Source organism: Achromobacter sp. EB05 (assembly GCF_044232075.1).
In the GTDB taxonomy this organism is placed as follows: domain Bacteria; phylum Pseudomonadota; class Gammaproteobacteria; order Burkholderiales; family Burkholderiaceae_B; genus Achromobacter; species Achromobacter dolens.
In genome coordinates, this window is the sequence record NZ_CP155917.1 from 3,880,221 (window position 1) to 3,896,349 (window position 16,129).

At 67.1% G+C, this 16,129-nt stretch carries 24 protein-coding genes and 1 pseudogene; 11 read left to right on the plus strand and 14 right to left on the minus strand.

The window, feature by feature from the left end:
- The first annotated feature begins 145 nt into the window (after nt 1-145).
- Entirely contained in the window at nt 146-691 is a 546-nt protein-coding gene (locus tag AAID08_RS17540) for a TIGR00645 family protein (RefSeq protein ID WP_054502144.1), read from the plus strand.
- Between the two features lie 99 nt (nt 692-790).
- On the opposite strand, the gene AAID08_RS17545 is transcribed toward AAID08_RS17540, so the two are convergent.
- The 5 genes from AAID08_RS17545 to AAID08_RS17565 form a co-directional block, all read right to left on the minus strand.
- Nucleotides 791-997 (minus strand): cold-shock protein, encoded by a 207-nt coding sequence (locus tag AAID08_RS17545; protein ID WP_006225311.1) that lies wholly within the window; start codon nt 995-997, stop codon nt 791-793.
- Nucleotides 998-1,285: 288 nt separating this feature from the next.
- The gene (locus tag AAID08_RS17550; protein ID WP_054502143.1) at nt 1,286-1,849 is read right to left on the minus strand and encodes a DUF924 family protein; all 564 of its coding nucleotides are present in this window, start codon (nt 1,847-1,849) and stop codon (nt 1,286-1,288) included.
- 124 nt (nt 1,850-1,973) lie between these two features.
- The gene (locus AAID08_RS17555) at nt 1,974-2,177 is read right to left on the minus strand and encodes a cold-shock protein (RefSeq protein ID WP_006220190.1); all 204 of its coding nucleotides are present in this window, start codon (nt 2,175-2,177) and stop codon (nt 1,974-1,976) included.
- A gap of 371 nt (nt 2,178-2,548) precedes the next feature.
- The gene (locus AAID08_RS17560; RefSeq protein WP_054502142.1) at nt 2,549-2,869 is read right to left on the minus strand and encodes a hypothetical protein; all 321 of its coding nucleotides are present in this window, start codon (nt 2,867-2,869) and stop codon (nt 2,549-2,551) included.
- Between the two features lie 90 nt (nt 2,870-2,959).
- Nucleotides 2,960-3,358: a hypothetical protein gene (locus AAID08_RS17565; RefSeq protein ID WP_343719068.1), complete on the minus strand. Its 399-nt coding sequence runs from the start codon at nt 3,356-3,358 to the stop codon at nt 2,960-2,962.
- A 120-nt stretch (nt 3,359-3,478) separates the two neighbouring features.
- On the opposite strand from AAID08_RS17565, the gene AAID08_RS17570 reads away from it, so the two are divergent.
- Nucleotides 3,479-3,778 (plus strand): DUF2513 domain-containing protein, encoded by a 300-nt coding sequence (locus AAID08_RS17570; RefSeq protein ID WP_006395879.1) that lies wholly within the window; start codon nt 3,479-3,481, stop codon nt 3,776-3,778.
- Between the two features lie 4 nt (nt 3,779-3,782).
- On the opposite strand, the gene AAID08_RS17575 is transcribed toward AAID08_RS17570, so the two are convergent.
- The 3 genes from AAID08_RS17575 to AAID08_RS17585 form a co-directional block, all read right to left on the minus strand.
- Nucleotides 3,783-4,055, minus strand: coding sequence for a hypothetical protein (locus tag AAID08_RS17575; RefSeq protein WP_175166746.1), 273 nt, complete (start codon nt 4,053-4,055; stop codon nt 3,783-3,785).
- 113 nt (nt 4,056-4,168) lie between these two features.
- On the minus strand, nt 4,169-4,564 hold the full coding sequence (locus AAID08_RS17580) for a RidA family protein (protein WP_054502139.1): 396 nt from the start codon (nt 4,562-4,564) through the stop codon (nt 4,169-4,171).
- A gap of 26 nt (nt 4,565-4,590) precedes the next feature.
- The gene (locus AAID08_RS17585) at nt 4,591-5,739 is read right to left on the minus strand and encodes a DSD1 family PLP-dependent enzyme (protein ID WP_372412857.1); all 1,149 of its coding nucleotides are present in this window, start codon (nt 5,737-5,739) and stop codon (nt 4,591-4,593) included.
- A 145-nt stretch (nt 5,740-5,884) separates the two neighbouring features.
- On the opposite strand from AAID08_RS17585, the gene AAID08_RS17590 reads away from it, so the two are divergent.
- Nucleotides 5,885-6,802, plus strand: a complete 918-nt coding sequence (locus tag AAID08_RS17590) for a LysR family transcriptional regulator (protein WP_054502137.1) — start codon at nt 5,885-5,887, stop codon at nt 6,800-6,802.
- A 17-nt stretch (nt 6,803-6,819) separates the two neighbouring features.
- Here AAID08_RS17590 and AAID08_RS17595 read toward each other — a convergent pair whose 3' ends face one another.
- Nucleotides 6,820-7,218, minus strand: coding sequence for a RidA family protein (locus tag AAID08_RS17595; protein ID WP_054502136.1), 399 nt, complete (start codon nt 7,216-7,218; stop codon nt 6,820-6,822).
- An 83-nt stretch (nt 7,219-7,301) separates the two neighbouring features.
- A complete protein-coding gene (locus tag AAID08_RS17600; protein WP_144657974.1) occupies nt 7,302-8,492 on the minus strand; it encodes an MFS transporter in 1,191 nt (396 codons plus the stop codon).
- Between the two features lie 134 nt (nt 8,493-8,626).
- Between AAID08_RS17600 and AAID08_RS17605 the strand changes: the two genes are divergently transcribed.
- The 3 genes from AAID08_RS17605 (at nt 8,627) to AAID08_RS17615 (ending at nt 10,242) form a co-directional block, all read left to right on the plus strand.
- Nucleotides 8,627-9,208 carry a TetR/AcrR family transcriptional regulator gene (locus AAID08_RS17605; protein WP_372412858.1) on the plus strand — a complete coding sequence of 194 codons (582 nt, stop codon included), beginning with the start codon at nt 8,627-8,629 and terminating at the stop codon, nt 9,206-9,208.
- A 134-nt stretch (nt 9,209-9,342) separates the two neighbouring features.
- The gene (locus AAID08_RS17610) at nt 9,343-9,834 is read left to right on the plus strand and encodes a hypothetical protein (protein ID WP_054502133.1); all 492 of its coding nucleotides are present in this window, start codon (nt 9,343-9,345) and stop codon (nt 9,832-9,834) included.
- 102 nt (nt 9,835-9,936) lie between these two features.
- The gene (locus tag AAID08_RS17615) at nt 9,937-10,242 is read left to right on the plus strand and encodes a hypothetical protein (protein ID WP_054502132.1); all 306 of its coding nucleotides are present in this window, start codon (nt 9,937-9,939) and stop codon (nt 10,240-10,242) included.
- Between the two features lie 24 nt (nt 10,243-10,266).
- On the opposite strand, the gene AAID08_RS17620 is transcribed toward AAID08_RS17615, so the two are convergent.
- From AAID08_RS17620 to kdsA, 3 genes are all read right to left on the minus strand, one after another.
- Nucleotides 10,267-10,527: a hypothetical protein gene (locus AAID08_RS17620; RefSeq protein ID WP_231133000.1), complete on the minus strand. Its 261-nt coding sequence runs from the start codon at nt 10,525-10,527 to the stop codon at nt 10,267-10,269.
- Between the two features lie 152 nt (nt 10,528-10,679).
- On the minus strand, nt 10,680-10,988 hold the full coding sequence (locus AAID08_RS17625; RefSeq protein ID WP_054502131.1) for a hypothetical protein: 309 nt from the start codon (nt 10,986-10,988) through the stop codon (nt 10,680-10,682).
- 68 nt (nt 10,989-11,056) lie between these two features.
- Nucleotides 11,057-11,914 (minus strand): 3-deoxy-8-phosphooctulonate synthase, encoded by an 858-nt coding sequence (gene kdsA / locus AAID08_RS17630; RefSeq protein ID WP_054502130.1) that lies wholly within the window; start codon nt 11,912-11,914, stop codon nt 11,057-11,059.
- A 207-nt stretch (nt 11,915-12,121) separates the two neighbouring features.
- Here kdsA and AAID08_RS17635 point away from each other — a divergent pair.
- The 3 genes and pseudogenes from AAID08_RS17635 to AAID08_RS17645 form a co-directional block, all read left to right on the plus strand.
- Nucleotides 12,122-12,691: pseudogene (locus tag AAID08_RS17635) on the plus strand (HD domain-containing protein); the annotation flags it as partial.
- An 87-nt stretch (nt 12,692-12,778) separates the two neighbouring features.
- The gene (locus AAID08_RS17640) at nt 12,779-13,078 is read left to right on the plus strand and encodes a nuclear transport factor 2 family protein (protein WP_231133003.1); all 300 of its coding nucleotides are present in this window, start codon (nt 12,779-12,781) and stop codon (nt 13,076-13,078) included.
- 26 nt (nt 13,079-13,104) lie between these two features.
- Nucleotides 13,105-14,322 (plus strand): hypothetical protein, encoded by a 1,218-nt coding sequence (locus AAID08_RS17645; RefSeq protein ID WP_395756710.1) that lies wholly within the window; start codon nt 13,105-13,107, stop codon nt 14,320-14,322.
- 23 nt (nt 14,323-14,345) lie between these two features.
- Here the strand turns inward: AAID08_RS17645 and aqpZ are convergent, their stop codons facing one another.
- The gene (gene aqpZ / locus AAID08_RS17650) at nt 14,346-15,056 is read right to left on the minus strand and encodes an aquaporin Z (RefSeq protein WP_064526437.1); all 711 of its coding nucleotides are present in this window, start codon (nt 15,054-15,056) and stop codon (nt 14,346-14,348) included.
- Between the two features lie 173 nt (nt 15,057-15,229).
- Between aqpZ and AAID08_RS17655 the strand changes: the two genes are divergently transcribed.
- Together AAID08_RS17655 and AAID08_RS17660 are read left to right on the plus strand one after the other, a co-directional pair.
- Nucleotides 15,230-15,658, plus strand: coding sequence for a lysozyme inhibitor LprI family protein (locus AAID08_RS17655; protein ID WP_240806529.1), 429 nt, complete (start codon nt 15,230-15,232; stop codon nt 15,656-15,658).
- Between the two features lie 104 nt (nt 15,659-15,762).
- Nucleotides 15,763-16,122, plus strand: a complete 360-nt coding sequence (locus tag AAID08_RS17660; RefSeq protein ID WP_054502126.1) for a hypothetical protein — start codon at nt 15,763-15,765, stop codon at nt 16,120-16,122.
- Nucleotides 16,123-16,129: the final 7 nt, after the last annotated feature.

A 16,129-nucleotide genomic window follows, 5' to 3' on the forward strand; every position in this document is an offset into this window, starting at 1 on the left:
AAAAGGCGGGCGAAAGACTTCTTACCGTGGTAAGTACCCCTGCTCCGCCATAAATTCGTCATCAAAAACAAATCCCGGGAGAGCGCGGCGTTGTTAGAATTGCCGCCGCACTTTTTCCGTATCCCTATAACGGCTCGCACCCATCATGACCCCCAACACCCCACCCCGTCTTGGCTTGCTGCCCAGCCTGATTTTCAGTTCGCGCTGGCTGCAACTGCCGCTCTATCTGGGACTGATCGTCGCCCAGGGCGTCTACGTGATGCTGTTCCTGAAGGAACTCTGGCATCTGCTGACGCACGCCACCAGCTTCGGCGAAATGGAAATCATGCTGCTGGTGCTGGGACTGATCGACGTGGTCATGATCTCCAACCTGCTGGTGATGGTGATCGTCGGCGGCTACGAGACCTTCGTGTCGCGCCTGCGGCTGCAGGGGCATCCGGACCAGCCGGAATGGCTCAGCCACGTCAACGCCAGCGTCCTCAAGGTCAAGCTGGCCATGGCCATCATCGGCATCTCGTCGATCCACCTGCTGCGCACCTTCATCGAGGCCGGCACGCTGGGCACGCCCAACGCGCGCTTCTCGGAAGCGGGCGTGATGTGGCAGACCATCATTCACGCGCTGTTCATTCTGTCGGCGCTGGGCATCGCCCTGGTCGACAGGCTGTCCACGCCATCGCACGCGAAGCACTGAACGCCCCCCGCGCCGCGCGGGAAAAGAAAAGCCCCGGCACTGGCGTGTCGGGGCTTTTTTATTACGGCGGGCCGTATCCGGCCCGCCATGGACCTGTACTCAGGCCGCCACCTTGATGTTCTTGGCGCTGGGACCCTTGGGGCCGGTACCGACCTCGAACGTGACGCGCTGGTTTTCCTGCAGCGACTTGTAGCCTTCGCTGCGGATTTCCGAGTAGTGGGCGAACAGATCCTTGCTGCCGTCGTCGGGCATGATGAAGCCATACCCTTTTTCGGCGTTGAACCACTTGACGATGCCGGTTGCCATGGAATTTCCTCGAACCTAAAGAAGCGATTGCTCGCGGGGCGCCAGATGATCAAGGATGGGAGAGGAAAGCAACCGCAGCACCACTGACCGCGACAAGTTAAACGCAGACCGCGTCTCTTGAAAATCTCGCTGAACCCAGTGTATTGGCGAACCCGGAAAAACGTCAAATATGCGGTGATCGCCATGCCCGCGCCGCGCCACCACCCGAGCCGCGGCCCCGGATCTTTCAACTCGCCATGCACCGATACAAGCAGATACGCTCGCGTCGAACGGCCATGCCGCCGGGGCTCAGCCGGAGAAGCCGCCGGTGTCCAGGAACTCCTGCTCGGGCTGCGTGGTCTGCCGGCCCAGCGCGGCGTTGCGATGGGGAAAGCGGCCGAAGCGCTTGATGATGTCGCGGTGCAGGACGGCCCAGCGCACCGCGTCGGCGCCCAGCGGCTCCATCAATGCAACCGCCCGGTTCTGTGCGGCCACGGTCTCGGCGTGCTCGAAGGGCATGTAGAAGAACTGGCGCAGCGCCGGATCGACGGCAAGGTCGTGGCCGGCGGCGATGGCGCGTTCGGCGAACAGCAGCGCCAGCGGATCGGTGGCGAACATGTGAGCCGTGCCGCGGTAGGCGTTGCGGGGGTACTGGTCCAGCAGGATCATCAGGGCCAGCGCGCCGTCCGGCTCATCCAGCCAGGCATCCAACTGGCGCGCGGCGGCGGCCATGTGGGCGGCGCCGCAATGCTGGCGAAAGCGCTCGTCGAAGGCCGCGTCCTTGGTGAACCATTGCCGCGGCCCGGCGTCGCGCCAGAACGCGACGACGTCCTGCGGCGTCAGGGATGCGGGGGCTTGGCCAGGGTGGGTCATGGAGATCGTCCTCTGTCGATGGCGGGTCCGGCCAGGCTGGGCGGCGGGAGACACGGGCAAGGATACCGCGGGGAGCCCAAACGCAAAAAAGCCCCCGAAGGGGCTTTTCCGAAAAGCCAGAACCTTACAGGACCTGGATCTTCGTGGCTTGCGGGCCCTTGGGGCCATTGGCCGTCACAAAGCTGACGCGCTGGTTCTCTTCCAGAGACTTGAAGCCCGAGCCCTGAATTTCGGAGAAGTGAGCGAACAGGTCCTTACCACCCGCTTCCGGGGTGATGAAGCCATAGCCTTTTTCCGAATTGAACCACTTAACGACGCCGGTTTCCATACTGTATTTCCTAGAGATAATGGGCAAATGCCCGGAGGTCACGAATCAATCAAGGAGGGGACAGTAGAACAATAACGCTGAGCCGGAAAAGGCACGGCACTGAACGAAAATCGCAACGCTTGTGATCGTGTGCCGACACTATCGTTATGTTCCCCTCACAAGTCAACATAATCCTAAAAAATACGTGCCAATAATGCAACAAAGAGAAACTGCGAACAGAATTTGCACGTTTTCATAGGAAAAAAGAAGCCCTGCATAGGTGTAAACACCCACGCATCATAAAAAAACAATCAAGGCTTATATAAATGCCGGCAAAGAGCGTACCCGGATGCATACGCCGTTTGGACGGGCACTTTGGTTTGCCGTCAGGCTTACTCTTCGATAGGTAAACCCAACAGATCGAGCGCCGCGCCGAAAGCGTCGGGGCCCGAGCAAAGGAAAACCGCCACGTCGCCGGGATTCATATTTTCCAGGACTTGGTCGATTTGTTCTTGCGCATTATCAACATTGTCGACACTGGCGGCGTGTATGTCCGCGCCGGCTTCGACTTTTTCGGGGGGCACGATGTCGGCAATCGCATTGAGATCGTCCACATCGGTCACGACATAGACGCTGATGCTCTCGCCATCCAGCGTTGTGTGCAGCTCAACGCCGCCCGCCACGTCGGCAACATGCCGACTCAGTATTTCCATGATCACTCTTCCTTGACTTGCGGGCCAGGCCCGCGTGGACGCGCCCGCACGGATGCGTGCACGTCCAGGCGCGACTATAACAGCCTTACGCTAAGGCTTCCTGACAGCCGGTCCCGGCGAGCGGCGGGCGGCGCCGGACGTGGCCGCCACGTTGCGGCTACGCACCCCGGCCGCGGCCAGCGCGGCCAGCAGCGGCTTCTGGGCGTCCAGGAACGCGGCCTTCTCGTCGCCGACCAGCTTGCACAGGAACATCTGGGCTTGCAGTTGCGTGCGGCGCGCCTTGCGGTTGTCGGCTTCTTGCGCGAGCCAGTTGGCCACCCAGTCGGCGGCGGCCTGGGCATCGCCCTGTTGCTTGACGTGCCCCAGCAGATCGAACACGGTGACGCCGACGATGGCGCCCTCCTCGGTGCGCGTCAGGAACAGCTTGGCGGCTTGGCCGGTGTAGCCAGGGACCAGGGCGAGGCAATCGCGCTCGGCGGGTTTCTTCATTGATACAGCCTGTCTGTGATCGGTAATCCCGCACTGTAACCGACCCGGCCGGCTGTCGCGTCGCCGCCACGGAACTCTGCTATTGTGGGCTGTTCCACCCCAACCCATACGGCGGACATCATGCAACGCGATTTCGATCTGGTCGTCACGATCCTGGGAGCCCTGCGCGACGCGGCGGGCCCCAACCTGAGCACCCACGACATCAAGGAGGCTGCCCTGGCGCCCCACGCGCAGGAGCAAGGCCTGCAACTGATTGCGCACCACCTGGACCTGCTGGCCGACGCCGGCCTGGTCAAGCAGATCAGCGAAACGACGGCGACCGCCGGCGACACGCGCTGGCGCATCACCTGGAAGGGCTACGACGCCCTGGAGCAGGACGAGGAAGACGAAGAAGACGAGGACTTCGACGACGAAGAATGAGCGCTCAACGGCGCCGCAGGATGCGCCGCGTCAGCAGCGCGGCGGCGGCGCCGATCACCAGGCTGAACATGAACGCGGCGATCGCCAGCATCGCCGCCTGGTCGCCGAAACCGGCCGACCGCGACAACGCCACCACGCCCGCGCAGACCGCCGCGGCCAGCACGGCCACGCCGGCCAGCGTCCGCCCGGGGGAATGCAGGCGGCCGCAGAGCGCCCCGCCCACCAATGCCACCGCCACCATGGCGGCCATGGACCAGAACAGGTATTCGTACTGCATGCGGACGGACTCCCCTGGGATGTTGCGGCGCCCGCATTATAGGTGGGCGGTCGTCTAATCCGTCCCCGAGGGGGGCGGCCGGCATACGGACAGGGCTGTCGCCAGGGTCTTGTTCAACCCTGGGGAACGACGGCGACGGCGCTGATTTCCACCAGCGCGCCATAGTGCAATTCGCGCGTGGGCACGATCGCGCGGGCCGGTTTGTGGTCGCCGAAGCTGCGTTCGTAGACGCTGTTCACTTCGTTCCAGAGACCGACGTCGGGAATGTAGACGGTGACGTTGACCACCGAACCCATCGACGCGCCGGCGGCCTGCAGGATGGCGGCGACGCTGCGAAGCGCGGCCTCGGTCTGCGCCGCGACGCCCTGCGCCAGTTGCGGCCGTTCGCCCGGACTGGCGGCGGGCAGGAACCCCAGTTGCCCGGAAACGAACACGAAGCCGTTGGCGCGCACGGCCTGCGAATAATGGCCCGCCGGTGGCGTGGCGTGGGGGGTGTGGATCAGGTCCATCTCGAGTCCTTTTGCGGGCAGCCGACTTACCAGCCGCGAAAGCGCTGCCATTGCGCCACGACCCGGCGGTCGCCCTCGCGCACGACCTCATAGGCGTCGTGCTGGGCGCAGGTGGCGCAGGCGTGGTTCGGCACGATCCGCAGTTTGGTGCCTAGCGGCAGTTCCGGCAAGGCGGCGCCGCTGCCCGCGCGCAGCTTGATGATGCCCTGCTCCTGGTTGGTCTCGGCCAGCAGCAGGTCGGGATAGACCTTGCCGTCGACATCGCAAACCAGCCCGTACAACTGGTCCACTGGCTGCCTGGCAGTGCCGCGATCGCGCGACATGGCCATCCAGCCCGCGTCCACCAGGATCCAGCCCTTGTCGGGCTGGTGGCCGATCACCGTGGTCAGCACGGTGGCGGCGATGTCGTCCACGTCGCAGACGCCGAGGCCAGCCATGACGAGGTCGAAGAACACGTACACGCCGGCGCGCACCTCCGTCACGCCGTCGAGGTTGCGGGCGAAATGCGCGGTGGGCGTAGACCCCACGCTGACCACCGGACACGGCAGGCCCGCCGCGCGGATGGCCTGGGCGCAACCGACCGCGGCCGCGCGCTCCTGCCCCGCCATGTCGGCGATGGCCTGCACGCTGCGGCAACCGTAGGATTCACCCGCGTGGGTCATGACGCCGCGCAGGCTGTCGGCGGCATGCAGAGTCCGCGCAATCGCCAGCAACTGGTCGGTGTGACCCGGCTGCACCCCGGCGCGGTGGCCGTCGCAATCAATCTCGATCAATGCGGGGATGGCGGCGCCCTCTTGCCGCACGCGAGCCGCCAGCGCTTGGGCGGCGTCAATACTGTCGACCACGACAGTCAGGTCGACGCCCTGGCGGCGCATGGCCAGCACGCGGCCGAGCTTGGCCGGCGCCACGCCCACCGCGTACAGCAGGTCGGTCACGCCAGCGGCGGCGAACTGTTCGGCCTCCTGCAGCGTCGAGACCGCCGCCGGCCCCTCGGGCCGCGCCATGACGCGGCGTGCCACCTCGATCGACTTGGGTGTTTTCAGATGGGGACGCAATTGCACGCCGTGGCCGGCCATCAGGGCGTTCAGGCGATCGATATTGCGCGTCATGCGGGTTTCGTCCAGCAGCAGGCAGGGCGTTTCCAGCGTATCGAGGGTGGCAGAGGCAGTGGTCATGGCGGTAGCGACGAAACAGGAAGGGGCGGAAAAAGGGAAACCGACACGGGCGCCGCCCCGGGGCGCGACCGCATGCCCGCAGTATGGCGCGCCGCGCGGCTTGCGTGTTTAATCATCTCTTAATCAATCATTAAGGTGATTCTGAATGATCACGACCGATGACCTGCGTTTCTTCCTGAGCCTGGCGGCCACCAGCTCGCTGGCGCAGGCGGCGCGCGCCCTGGACGTGACGCCGCCCGCCGTGACCCAACGCCTGCACGCGCTGGAAAAGCGCCTGGGCGTGCGGTTGGTCAATCGCTCGGGACGCGGCACCGCGCTGACCGACGAGGGCCGGCTGCTGGCGCTGCGAGCCGGCCAGATCTGCGGCGAACTGAACGACCTGGCCGATGAACTGGCGGGCCGGCGGGGCGTGGTGGCCGGCCACCTGCGCGTGGTGGCGCCGCTGGGCTTCGGCCAGCGCTACGTCGCCGGACTGGTGGCCGGGTTTCGCAAGGAAAGCGAGAACGTGACCGCCAGCCTTATCCTGTCGGACGGGCCTCCCCGCCTGGCCAGCGACGACTGGGACGTGATGATCCATATCGGCGAGCTGCGCGATTCGACCCTGGTGGCCTATCCGCTGGCGCCCAACCGGCGCATCCTGTGCGCCTCGCCCGCCTACCTGGCGCGCCACGGCGCGCCCGCCAAGCCCGAAGACCTGCGCGAACACGACTGCATCGCCTTGCGCGAGAACGAGGAGGACGTGACCCTGTGGCGCTTCAAGCGCGGGCGCGGGCCGGCGGTGGGCGTGCGCATCGCGCCGGTGCTATCCAGCAACGCCGGCGCCGCCGCCGTGGCCTGGGCCCTGGCCGGCCACGGCATCGTGGCCCGCTCGGAGTGGGACGTGGCCGAGCATGTGAAAACGCGCGCGCTGGTGCCGCTGCTGCCGGGCTGGACTCTGCCCGAGGCCAACGTGGTGGCACTGGTGAAATCGCGCCAGGAGCTGCCGGCCCGCACCGCTGGCTTTCTCGCCCACCTGCGCCAGGCTTTCGCGGCCACGCCGTGGCGAGACAAGACGCCTGCCTGAGGCGCGCGCCGGACGGATCAGTCCAGCATGGCCTCGGCCTCGATCTCGACCAGCCACTCGGGCAGCGACAGGCCGCTGACGATGATCCACGACGACGGCGGTGGATCGACCGGGAAGCGGTCGCGCAGCGCCTGCGCGATCACCTCCTGATCCTCGCGCGCCGTTTCGCAGATGTAGATACGCAGCATGATGACCTGCGCCAGCGTGCCGCCCGCCGCGGCAAGCACACGGCCGATGTTGTCCAGCGCCGCGTCGGTCTGCTCGCGCAGGCCAGGGCCGACAGTGCGCTCCCGGGCATCGACGCCGACCTGGCCGGACAACAGCATGCGGCGCTGGCCCGTGACGATGACAGCCTGGCTGAAGCCGTATTGCACGGTATTGAAGACGGTGTCGGGATTGACGACGGTTCGGGACATATTGGTTCTCCTTGTAGACGCCTCGCCCCGCGGCGCGGCGTTGCCGGCATTCTATACATCCGGGGTGGCCGCCCCGGCCGCGCTCAGGCCACGGCGGCGGCAGGCCGGGCGCCGCGCGCCGCGTAAACCGCGACCAGCAGCACCACCGCTCCCGCGCCCGCCGCGGTCCAGAACCCCGCGCCCACGCCATGACGGTCGACGATCCACCCCGCCAGCGCGGCGCCCGCCGCGACGCCCGCCCCCAGGCCCGTCACCAGCCAGGTCAGCCCTTCGGTGAGGCGGCGACCCGGCACGCTGGCCTCCACCATCGCCATGGCGATGATCATGGTCGGCGCGAACGACAGGCCCGCCAGCAGCACGCCCAGCGACAGCGTCAGCAGATCACCCACCCACAGCAGCGGCAAGGTGGTGAGGGCGGTCACGCTGGCGGCAATCGCCAACATGCGCGCCAGGGGCACCCGGAATTTCAGCACGCCGAACGCCAGCCCGGCGACGCAGGACCCCAGTGCGTAGGCCGACAGCACCAGGCTCGCGCCGGCGGGCATTCCCTGCTGGCGGGCGAAGGCCACGCTCATGACATCGATAGTGCCGACGATGACGCCCATGGCGGCCATCATGGCGGTTAGCTGGCGCATCAGCGGCACGCCCAGCACCGACGACTCGCGGCCCGCCTCGCGCGGCTGCACCACCGGCGCCGTGGCCCGTTGCAGCACGAAGGCGGTCACGCCCAGCCCCAGCAGCAGGGCCGCGCCGAGCGGGCCGGCCTCGGGAAACAGGATCACGCACAGCCCGACGGCCAGCGGCGGGCCGATGATGAAGCTCAGTTCGTCGAATACCGACTCGAGGGCATAGGCGGTGCGCAACTGCGGCCGGTCGCGGTAGATCTCGGTCCAGCGGGCCCGCGCCATGGCGGGCATGCTTGGCAGGCTGCCCGCCAGCGCGGCGAACACGAACAGCGTCCAGTCGGGCGCCTGCCAGCGCACGCAGGCGGCCAGGCCCGCCAGGCCGGCCACGCTGGCGCCGGCGGCCAGCGGCAGGATGCGGCCCTGGCCGTGCCGGTCCACCAAGCGCGAAATTCGCGGCGCCAGCAACGCGGTCGCCAAAGCGAAGGTGGCGGCCACCGCGCCGGCCAGGGTGTAGGCGCCCCGCACCTGCGACAGCATGGTGATGATGCCGATGCCGATCATGGGCAGGGCCAACCGCGCCACGGCGCAGGCGGCGACAAAACCGGCGGCGCCGGGCGCCTGGAACAATTCGCGATAGGGATTCGACACCCGGTACCTCTGGGGATGTTGCAGCCGGCGGCAGCGACGCCGGACAGATTGACATACGTAGCGTATGCAAGATGGTATTCACATACATTACGTATGTCAATTAACATACGACTCGTATGCCACTGGAGACAGCCATGTCGCGATCGCGCGCCGAGATGATCGAAGAAACCCGCGGAAAACTGCTGGCGACGGCACGCGAGTCGTTCCGCCGCGCCGGCTATGCGGGCACGTCGATGGACGACCTGACCGCCGCCGCGGGGCTGACCCGAGGAGCGTTGTATCACCATTTCGGTGACAAGCAGGGCTTGCTGGCGGCGGTCGCGGCGCAGATCGACCGCGAGATGGAGGCGCGCCTGCAGGCCATTGCACGCGGCGCTCCCGATGCCTGGACCGCCCTGCGCGAACGCTGCCGGGCCTATCTGGCGATGGCGGCCGAGCCCGAAATCCGCCGGATCGTGCTGCAGGACGCGCGCGCGGTGCTGGGCCATGGCGGCGCCGCCGCGCAGGAACAGTGCACCGCGTCGCTGGGCGCGCTGCTGCAGGTTCTGATGACGCAAGGCGTCATCGGCCCGGCCGAGCCCGACGCGCTGGCGCGGATGCTGCATGGCGGGCTGGCCGACAGCGCCCTCTGGATCGCCGGAGACGACAGTCAGGGGCGGCTGGCGCAGGCGCTTCAGGCGCTGGATCTGCTGCTCGCGGGCCTGCGCCGGACCTGAGCGCGTCCCCCCGGCGAGCGGGATCGGCACTCGCCGCAAACGCCGTCGTCGCGCATAATGCAACAACGCGTTTGATGGGCCGCCCCTGGAGACCGGCCCCCGCCCCCGCAACCCGGATCCCTCGCCCCACCAAAATGAAGCTCCTGCGCCTATACGCCCTGGCCGCCCTGCTCGGCGGCACCGTGCTATTGCCCGCCGCGGCGCCCGCCCAACCACCGACGCAGCAAGCCGCCGCGCAGGCCCTTGTCGGTAAATGGCGGCACCAGACCATGTTGCGCACCGTCGACGGTCAGGCGCTGCCGCCCCAGCCTTCCGGCGGCGCCGGCGTGGCCGAATTCCGCAGCGACGGCACCTGGTCGATGCAGGGGCCGGGCGCGCTTTCCAGCGGCACCTATCGCTGGCTCGACGCCAAGCGCATCGAGCAGACGCTGGAGCAATCCACCAGCGAATACGAGATCGGCGAGGCTTCCATCCGCTACGTGAAGATCCAGGGCGACCACCTGACGCTCACCCGCGTGCAGGACCGCAAGGAAATGGACAAGCTGATGCCGCCGGCGACGCCGGGCACCAAGCGTCCCGATCAGATGATCGTCACCAATCTCTTTACCCGCCTGCCCGCGGACTGATGCCCGCCGCCCCGGACGCAATCCGCTGGTAATCCAAATGCAGTATGGAAGGATGAAATCTTCTTTGCTACGCTGGGTCACCCTCGTGGAGGTCCAGTGACCATGCAACCCAAGATCCGAGTGCTTTGCGTGCAACCGTCATCGGTGATGGCTCGCTTCGCCTTCCTGGGCGTCGCGTTGCGCTGGTCGTTGGGCGCCACGCCCCGGCCGGCGCGACTGCGCATCGGGCCGCATGACCTCGCGCCAGTCGGCTCGGAAGCGGCCTTCTGGATGTTCGCGCTGCGCCATGCGCTGTCGTCGCAATCGATGCTGATCACGCGCGGCGACCACTGGGACGTTGCCGCCTCGATCGACGGCGACGTAATACGCGCCTTCGGCCGCAAGTTCGCGCTGCGCCAGTGCCTCTAGCGCGCCAGAGCGCGCCCGCCTTCGTCAGTCGCCAACCCGCGGTTTGCGGTGGTAGGCCGCCAATTGCTCGGCGGTCCAGCGCTGCCGGGCGTCCTCCTGGCAACAACTGCGGAACACCCGCGCGCCCACTTCCAGAAAGCGTTGCATGTCGTCGTCCGTCAATTGACCCTGCACCCGCATCAGGCAGTCGGCATAGGCGGACAGGATGCCATCCCAACCTTCGGGCCTGCCGGACGCGACAGGCTTGCTGATCATGCGGGCCATCATTTCGCTGTGGTCCATCATGCTGGTTCCCCTGAAGCCCCGCCGCGGCCGCGCGGCTCGCGGCGGTATGACGACAGGGGCGGCAGCAAGCGCCATGCCCGCGGCGCGGGGCGCGGGATCGGCGCTTCGGGGGTGAAAAAACTACCGGTCGGACCGGTACGGGCATGCCGTCGCTAGAATTCCGGCAAATCGAAGATGGTATGCAGGGTGGAACTTGGCATCGGCACTGACGCCAGGTGTTCGCGCCCGTCGTCGTCGGTCAGCATCCGCACCGGGCGCGAGGCCACGGAGAGGCCGTCGACGCTGATCACCGTCTCGACCTCGATGCCGGCCTTGATGGCCTCGATGACCTCGGAGACCGCCGCCGTCACGGGGTCGCTGACCCAGCCGGGCACGCCGCGCTCGGCCAGGCCCCAGCGCACGTAGGCGACGTGACCGCTGACGGCTTCTTTACGAACGGCGACGATTGCGTAAAACGACATCCAGGCCTCCCGAAAGTTGGTGGCCCGGATCGTATAACAACTTCACTGATCCGCGGTGACAGGCGGCATCAGGGTTCGATATCGATGGGCGCAAAGGATTTCACCAGATCGTCCAACTGCTTGAGCTGGGTCAGGAACGGCTCCAGCTTGTCCAGCGGCAAGGCGCTGGGGCCATCGCACTTGGCATTCCTGGGGTCCGGATGGGCCTCCAGGAACAGACCCGCCAGCCCCACGCCCATGCCCGCCCGCGCCAGTTCCGCGACCTGCTCGCGGCGACCGCCCGAGGCCGTATCCAGTGCCGAGCGCTGCTGCAGCGCGTGGGTGACGTCGAAGATCACCGGCCGGTTGCCGGACACCTTCTTCATGACGCCGAAGCCCAGCATGTCCACCACCAGGTTGTCGTAGCCGAAGCTGGTGCCGCGGTCGCACAGGATGATCTGCTGGTTGCCCGCCTCGGTGAATTTCTCGACGATGTTGAGCACCTGGGTGGGGCTCAGGAACTGCGGCTTCTTGATGTTGACGACGCGGCCGGTCTTGGCCAGCGCCACCACCAGGTCGGTCTGGCGCGCCAGGAACGCCGGCAATTGCAGGATGTCGGCCACTTCGGCCACGGGAGCCGCCTGCCAGGGTTCGTGCACGTCGGTGATCACAGGCACGCCGAAGTTCTGCTTGACCGCCTCGAAGATCTTCATGCCCTCTTCCAGGCCTGGGCCGCGGTAGGAATGGATCGACGAGCGGTTGGCCTTGTCGAACGATGCCTTGAACACGTAGGGAATGCCGAGTCTGGTGGTCACACGCTGGTATTCCTCGCAGGCGCGCAACGCGAGATCCTTGGATTCCAGCACGTTGATTCCGCCGAACAGCACGAAGGGCTGGTCATTGGCGCAGGTGATGGAGGGCGAGATGACGACTTCCGGGGCGGTCATGGGAGAGCGATCCTGTAAAGATGTAGCGGGTGATAGTGCGTAATGTACAACCAGCCCGACCCGGACCCGCCCGCCGCGGCCGGCCAAGGCCGGTTGCTCAGGGCCGGCGGGCGCGGATGGCGTCATCGCGGCGGTCACAAGATACACTCGTTGGCGGGAAGCGATACGCGCGAGCGTATTGAGAACAGACTTACGACAACCTGATTCATGGACACCGACACACTACAGGGCCGGCTCGAGTTCCTGCGGCAAGCCGAAAAGCTGAAAGACGTCCTGCGCAGCGCCCGCAGTTCGGGCGGACGCCAGGAAAGCACGGCCGAGCACACCTGGCGCCTGTGCCTGATGGCGATGATGCTCGAAGACGGCCTGGCGGACCTGGATTTCGCCCGCATCCTGCGGCTGTGCGTAGTGCACGACCTGGGCGAGGCCATCCATGGCGACATCCCGGCGACGCAGCAGGCGACGGGCGCCGACAAGGGCGCCCAGGAACGGCTCGACCTGCTGCAACTGGCCGCTGCGCTGGACGCCCCGGCGCGCGCACGGCTGCTGGCCCTGTGGGACGACTACGACAAGGCCGGCTCGCCCGAGGCCCGCGCGGTGAAGGCGATGGACAAGCTGGAGACGCTGCTGCAACATAACCAGGGCGCCAATGCCCCGGACTTCGACTATGCGTTCAACCTGGACTACGGCCGCAAGCACACCGACGCCCTGCCCCTGTTCCGGGAGATCCGCCGGCTGCTCGACGCCGACACCGAAGCGCGCATCCGCCAGCAGGCCGCGGCACGCGACGCGTCCCCCGCCCGCCCCGCCGACGTGGTGCAGCGGCAACTGGACGCCTACAACGCCCGCGATATCGAGGCGTTCATGCCGGCCTGGGCAGAGGACTGCCAGTATTACGCCTTTCCCGACACGCTGCTGGCCAGCGGCCGCGCCGAAATCCGCGCGCGCCACCTCGAGCGCTTCCAGGAACCCGACCTGCACGGCAGGCTGGTCAACCGCATCGTCAATGGCGACATCGTGGTGGACCAGGAGATCGTCACCCGCAACTTCGCCGACGGCCCCGGCGAGATCGACGTGGTCGCGATCTACGAAGTGCGCGGCCAGCACATCACCCGGGCCTGGTTCAAGCTCGGCCAACCGCGATTACACCCCAGACCGGCATAGCGACGCCCCCACCAGGTGAGACAAGCATGGGATTCCTAGACTCGCTGTTCCGGCGCAAGCCCACGCAAGATCAGTTCGCCACGCTGTTCATCGCCGCCGTCCGGCAACGGGGCTACACCGGCGAGCTCACCTACAAGGCCGACGAGTTCCGCCTGCTGCACGGTGACAGCGCCTACTTCAACCTGCACAACGCCTACCACGCCTATTGCGATGCCCGCGGCGGACAACGCCAGGGCGCCTTGCAGGGCTATGTCTCCACCCTGCTCAGCAGCGGCCAGGCCATGCCGCACTCGCTGGCCGAAGCGCGCGCGCTGCTGCGTCCCGTCATCCGTGGCCGCAGCGCCGTCGAGGCCGTGCGCATGCACCACCTGCGCAACGACGGCAACGACGCGGCGTTCCAGCCCGCCGTGCGCCCCTTCGGCGACGACTGCGTGGTGCTGCTGGCGCTGGACCGGCCGGAATCCATCGCCACCCTCACCAACGGGCCCGAAGCCTCCTGGGGCATCACGTTCGACGAAGCGCTGGCCATCGCCATCGACAATCTGCGCGACTCGGCCGACAACTTCGTGGAGGTGGCGCCGGGCGTCTACGGCGGCGTCTGGGAAGACGGCTATGACATCAGCCGCGTGCTGCTGCCCGACATGCTGGAGCGCGTCCCGGTGCGCGGCCGGCCGGTCTTCATGATGCCGACCCGCGACCTGCTGCTGGTCAGCGGCGACAACGACACCGAAGGCCTGATGAGGATGGCCGAGCTGTGCCAGCAGGTCATCCCGCACGGCCGGCCCGTCTCGCCCTGTATGTACCGCTATGGCGAGGCCGGCGTCGAACGCTACCGGCCGCCGCACGACGAATTGCTGCAGCGCCAGGCCCACCTGGCGCGCACGCTGGCCAAGGGCGACTACGACGCCCAGAAAGAGGCGCTGGACCATCTTTACGAGGAACATGGCGTCGACGTGTTTGTCGCCACCTACAACCTGTTCGTGCAGGACGGCGACGCCGACGCCTCGTTCTCGCTGGCCACCTGGACCCGCGGCGTGGACACCTCGCTGCCCGAGGTCGACCGTCTGGCACTGGTGCGCCCGGACGCGACCGACGAGATCGGCGAAGTCCGGGTGGTCGCCTGGACGCAGGCGGTGGCCATGCTGGCCCCGCTGCTCGAGCGCGAGAACCTCTATCCGGTGCGCTACCGCACCCGCGGGTTTCCCAGCGATGCGCAGTTGGCCCGGTTGCAGGCGATGGACTGACCCGGGTCGGCGCGCCCCGCTCCTTACGCCTGCGAGGCTGGCTCGCTCACCAGCCGGTAGGCCAGCGCCCCGATGATCGCGCCGGCGATCGGCGCTGCCCAGAACAGCCACAGTTGCTCCAGCGCCCAGCCGCCCACGAACAATGCCGGGCCGGTGGAACGCGCCGGATTCACCGACGTATTGGTGACGGGAATGCTGACCAGGTGGATCAGCGTCAACGCCAGGCCAATGGGGATGGCGGCGAAACCGGCAGGCGCCCGCTTGGCGGTGGCGCCCAGAATCACGAACAGGAACCCCGCCGTCATCACGACTTCGGTGACCAGCGCGGCCGCCATCGAATACTTGCCGGGCGAATAGGCGCCGTAGCCGTTGGCGGCGAAGTGACTGCCCTTGAGGTCGAAGCCCAGCTTGCCATCGGCGATCACCGCCAGCACCGCCGCCGCGGCGATGGCGCCCAGCACCTGCGCCAGCACGTACGGCAGGATCTCGCGCGCCGGGAAGCGGCCGCCGGCCACCAGCCCGACCGTGACGGCGGGATTGAAGTGCCCGCCGGAGATATGGCCGACCGCGAACGCCATGGTCAGCACCGTCAGGCCGAACGCCAGCGCCACGCCGGCGAAACCGATGCCCAACTGCGGAAACCCGGCGGCCAGCACCGCCGCGCCGCAGCCGCCGAGCACCAGCCAGAAAGTGCCGAAGAATTCCGCGCCGCAGCGTTTCGATAAGGGATACATGACTTGCCTCCGCAACAGAAAACCCGACGGTAGCCCGCGCCGGGAATTGCGACTTCAAAGCAATGAAAATTCCTGCTGGTTCTTGACAGTACTTGACGATGACGCCCCCCGCCATGCTGCAACACGGCTAGGACGAACGGCGGCGGCGGGCGGTATGCTTCGCCTGCGCGGCCATGCCGCGCGCCCCTTCCCTGTTTCCCATCCACGCCGTCATGATCCGACACGCCTTCGCCCTCTCCCTGATGCTGTCTCCCGCCCTGGTCCTGGGCGCCTCCACGCCGGACTACATGGGCCAGTACGACCGCTGCCTGCGCGACGCAGGCGTCACCAACAACGGCACCGTGGGCGCCTGCGCCGAAGGCGTCTCGGCGGCGGCCAAGCGGGAGATCAACACGCTCTACGCCCGGATCCAGGCGCGCCTGGCCAGCGATTTCCCGGAAGACGCCACCAAGTTGGAACAGACGCAGAAAGCCTGGCTGGCCTACCGCAACGGCCATTGCGCCCTGGCCGGGGCGCACGTCGGTTCGCCCATGTATGAATACTGCCCCATGCTGCTCAATATCAGCCGCGCCGCCGAACTGCGGGAACTGGCGGGCGACTGACGATGCGGCGGAACGCGGCGGCGCTTGCCGCGGCGCGGCGGCGTTGGTAACTTTGCCGTGCTTGGCCTCGCGTTACCCATTTTTCGAATAGGACAACGCCCACCATGACCATCGTCGTATACGCCGCCAACGCCCGCACCCTTTGGGAGACCATCCAGGCAGACATCGCCCCCCTCAGCGTCCGAACCACGACCAGCGGTAACAGTTGGCGCAAGGACGACAGCGGCCGCGCCACGAAGATCTACCGGGCCACGCCCACCGGCCAGCATGACGAACGCGCCTACTTCGTCGGCACCGTGCGCACCGGCCAACTGATGCTGCTGGACCTGCTGCCCGGCAGCGAGCCGCTGACCTGGCCGCTGTTCGGCGCGCTGCATGGCCATTTGTCCGGCATGCTGCTCGCGACGTATCCCGACGCGATCCTTTCCCTGAACCTGTTTCCCAACAAACCCACCGACGTCTGAGAAGCCA

Coding starts and splice junctions, on each gene's coding strand:
- AAID08_RS17660 (WP_054502126.1), top strand. CDS start 15,763: ATGACCATCGTCGTATACGCCGCCAACGCCCGCACCCTTTGGGAGACC.
- AAID08_RS17590 (WP_054502137.1), top strand. CDS start 5,885: ATGATCACGACCGATGACCTGCGTTTCTTCCTGAGCCTGGCGGCCACC.
- AAID08_RS17560 (WP_054502142.1), bottom strand. CDS start 2,869: ATGGAAATACTGAGTCGGCATGTTGCCGACGTGGCGGGCGGCGTTGAG.
- AAID08_RS17645 (WP_395756710.1), top strand. CDS start 13,105: ATGGGATTCCTAGACTCGCTGTTCCGGCGCAAGCCCACGCAAGATCAG.
- AAID08_RS17565 (WP_343719068.1), bottom strand. CDS start 3,358: ATGAAGAAACCCGCCGAGCGCGATTGCCTCGCCCTGGTCCCTGGCTAC.
- AAID08_RS17545 (WP_006225311.1), bottom strand. CDS start 997: ATGGCAACCGGCATCGTCAAGTGGTTCAACGCCGAAAAAGGGTATGGC.
- aqpZ (WP_064526437.1), bottom strand. CDS start 15,056: ATGTATCCCTTATCGAAACGCTGCGGCGCGGAATTCTTCGGCACTTTC.
- AAID08_RS17605 (WP_372412858.1), top strand. CDS start 8,627: ATGTCGCGATCGCGCGCCGAGATGATCGAAGAAACCCGCGGAAAACTG.
- AAID08_RS17640 (WP_231133003.1), top strand. CDS start 12,779: ATGCCGGCCTGGGCAGAGGACTGCCAGTATTACGCCTTTCCCGACACG.
- AAID08_RS17625 (WP_054502131.1), bottom strand. CDS start 10,988: ATGTCGTTTTACGCAATCGTCGCCGTTCGTAAAGAAGCCGTCAGCGGT.
- AAID08_RS17610 (WP_054502133.1), top strand. CDS start 9,343: ATGAAGCTCCTGCGCCTATACGCCCTGGCCGCCCTGCTCGGCGGCACC.
- AAID08_RS17585 (WP_372412857.1), bottom strand. CDS start 5,739: ATGACCACTGCCTCTGCCACCCTCGATACGCTGGAAACGCCCTGCCTG.
- AAID08_RS17575 (WP_175166746.1), bottom strand. CDS start 4,055: ATGCAGTACGAATACCTGTTCTGGTCCATGGCCGCCATGGTGGCGGTG.
- kdsA (WP_054502130.1), bottom strand. CDS start 11,914: ATGACCGCCCCGGAAGTCGTCATCTCGCCCTCCATCACCTGCGCCAAT.
- AAID08_RS17620 (WP_231133000.1), bottom strand. CDS start 10,527: ATGATGGACCACAGCGAAATGATGGCCCGCATGATCAGCAAGCCTGTC.
- AAID08_RS17540 (WP_054502144.1), top strand. CDS start 146: ATGACCCCCAACACCCCACCCCGTCTTGGCTTGCTGCCCAGCCTGATT.
- AAID08_RS17615 (WP_054502132.1), top strand. CDS start 9,937: ATGCAACCCAAGATCCGAGTGCTTTGCGTGCAACCGTCATCGGTGATG.
- AAID08_RS17555 (WP_006220190.1), bottom strand. CDS start 2,177: ATGGAAACCGGCGTCGTTAAGTGGTTCAATTCGGAAAAAGGCTATGGC.
- AAID08_RS17595 (WP_054502136.1), bottom strand. CDS start 7,218: ATGTCCCGAACCGTCGTCAATCCCGACACCGTCTTCAATACCGTGCAA.
- AAID08_RS17655 (WP_240806529.1), top strand. CDS start 15,230: ATGCCGCGCGCCCCTTCCCTGTTTCCCATCCACGCCGTCATGATCCGA.
- AAID08_RS17580 (WP_054502139.1), bottom strand. CDS start 4,564: ATGGACCTGATCCACACCCCCCACGCCACGCCACCGGCGGGCCATTAT.
- AAID08_RS17570 (WP_006395879.1), top strand. CDS start 3,479: ATGCAACGCGATTTCGATCTGGTCGTCACGATCCTGGGAGCCCTGCGC.
- AAID08_RS17550 (WP_054502143.1), bottom strand. CDS start 1,849: ATGACCCACCCTGGCCAAGCCCCCGCATCCCTGACGCCGCAGGACGTC.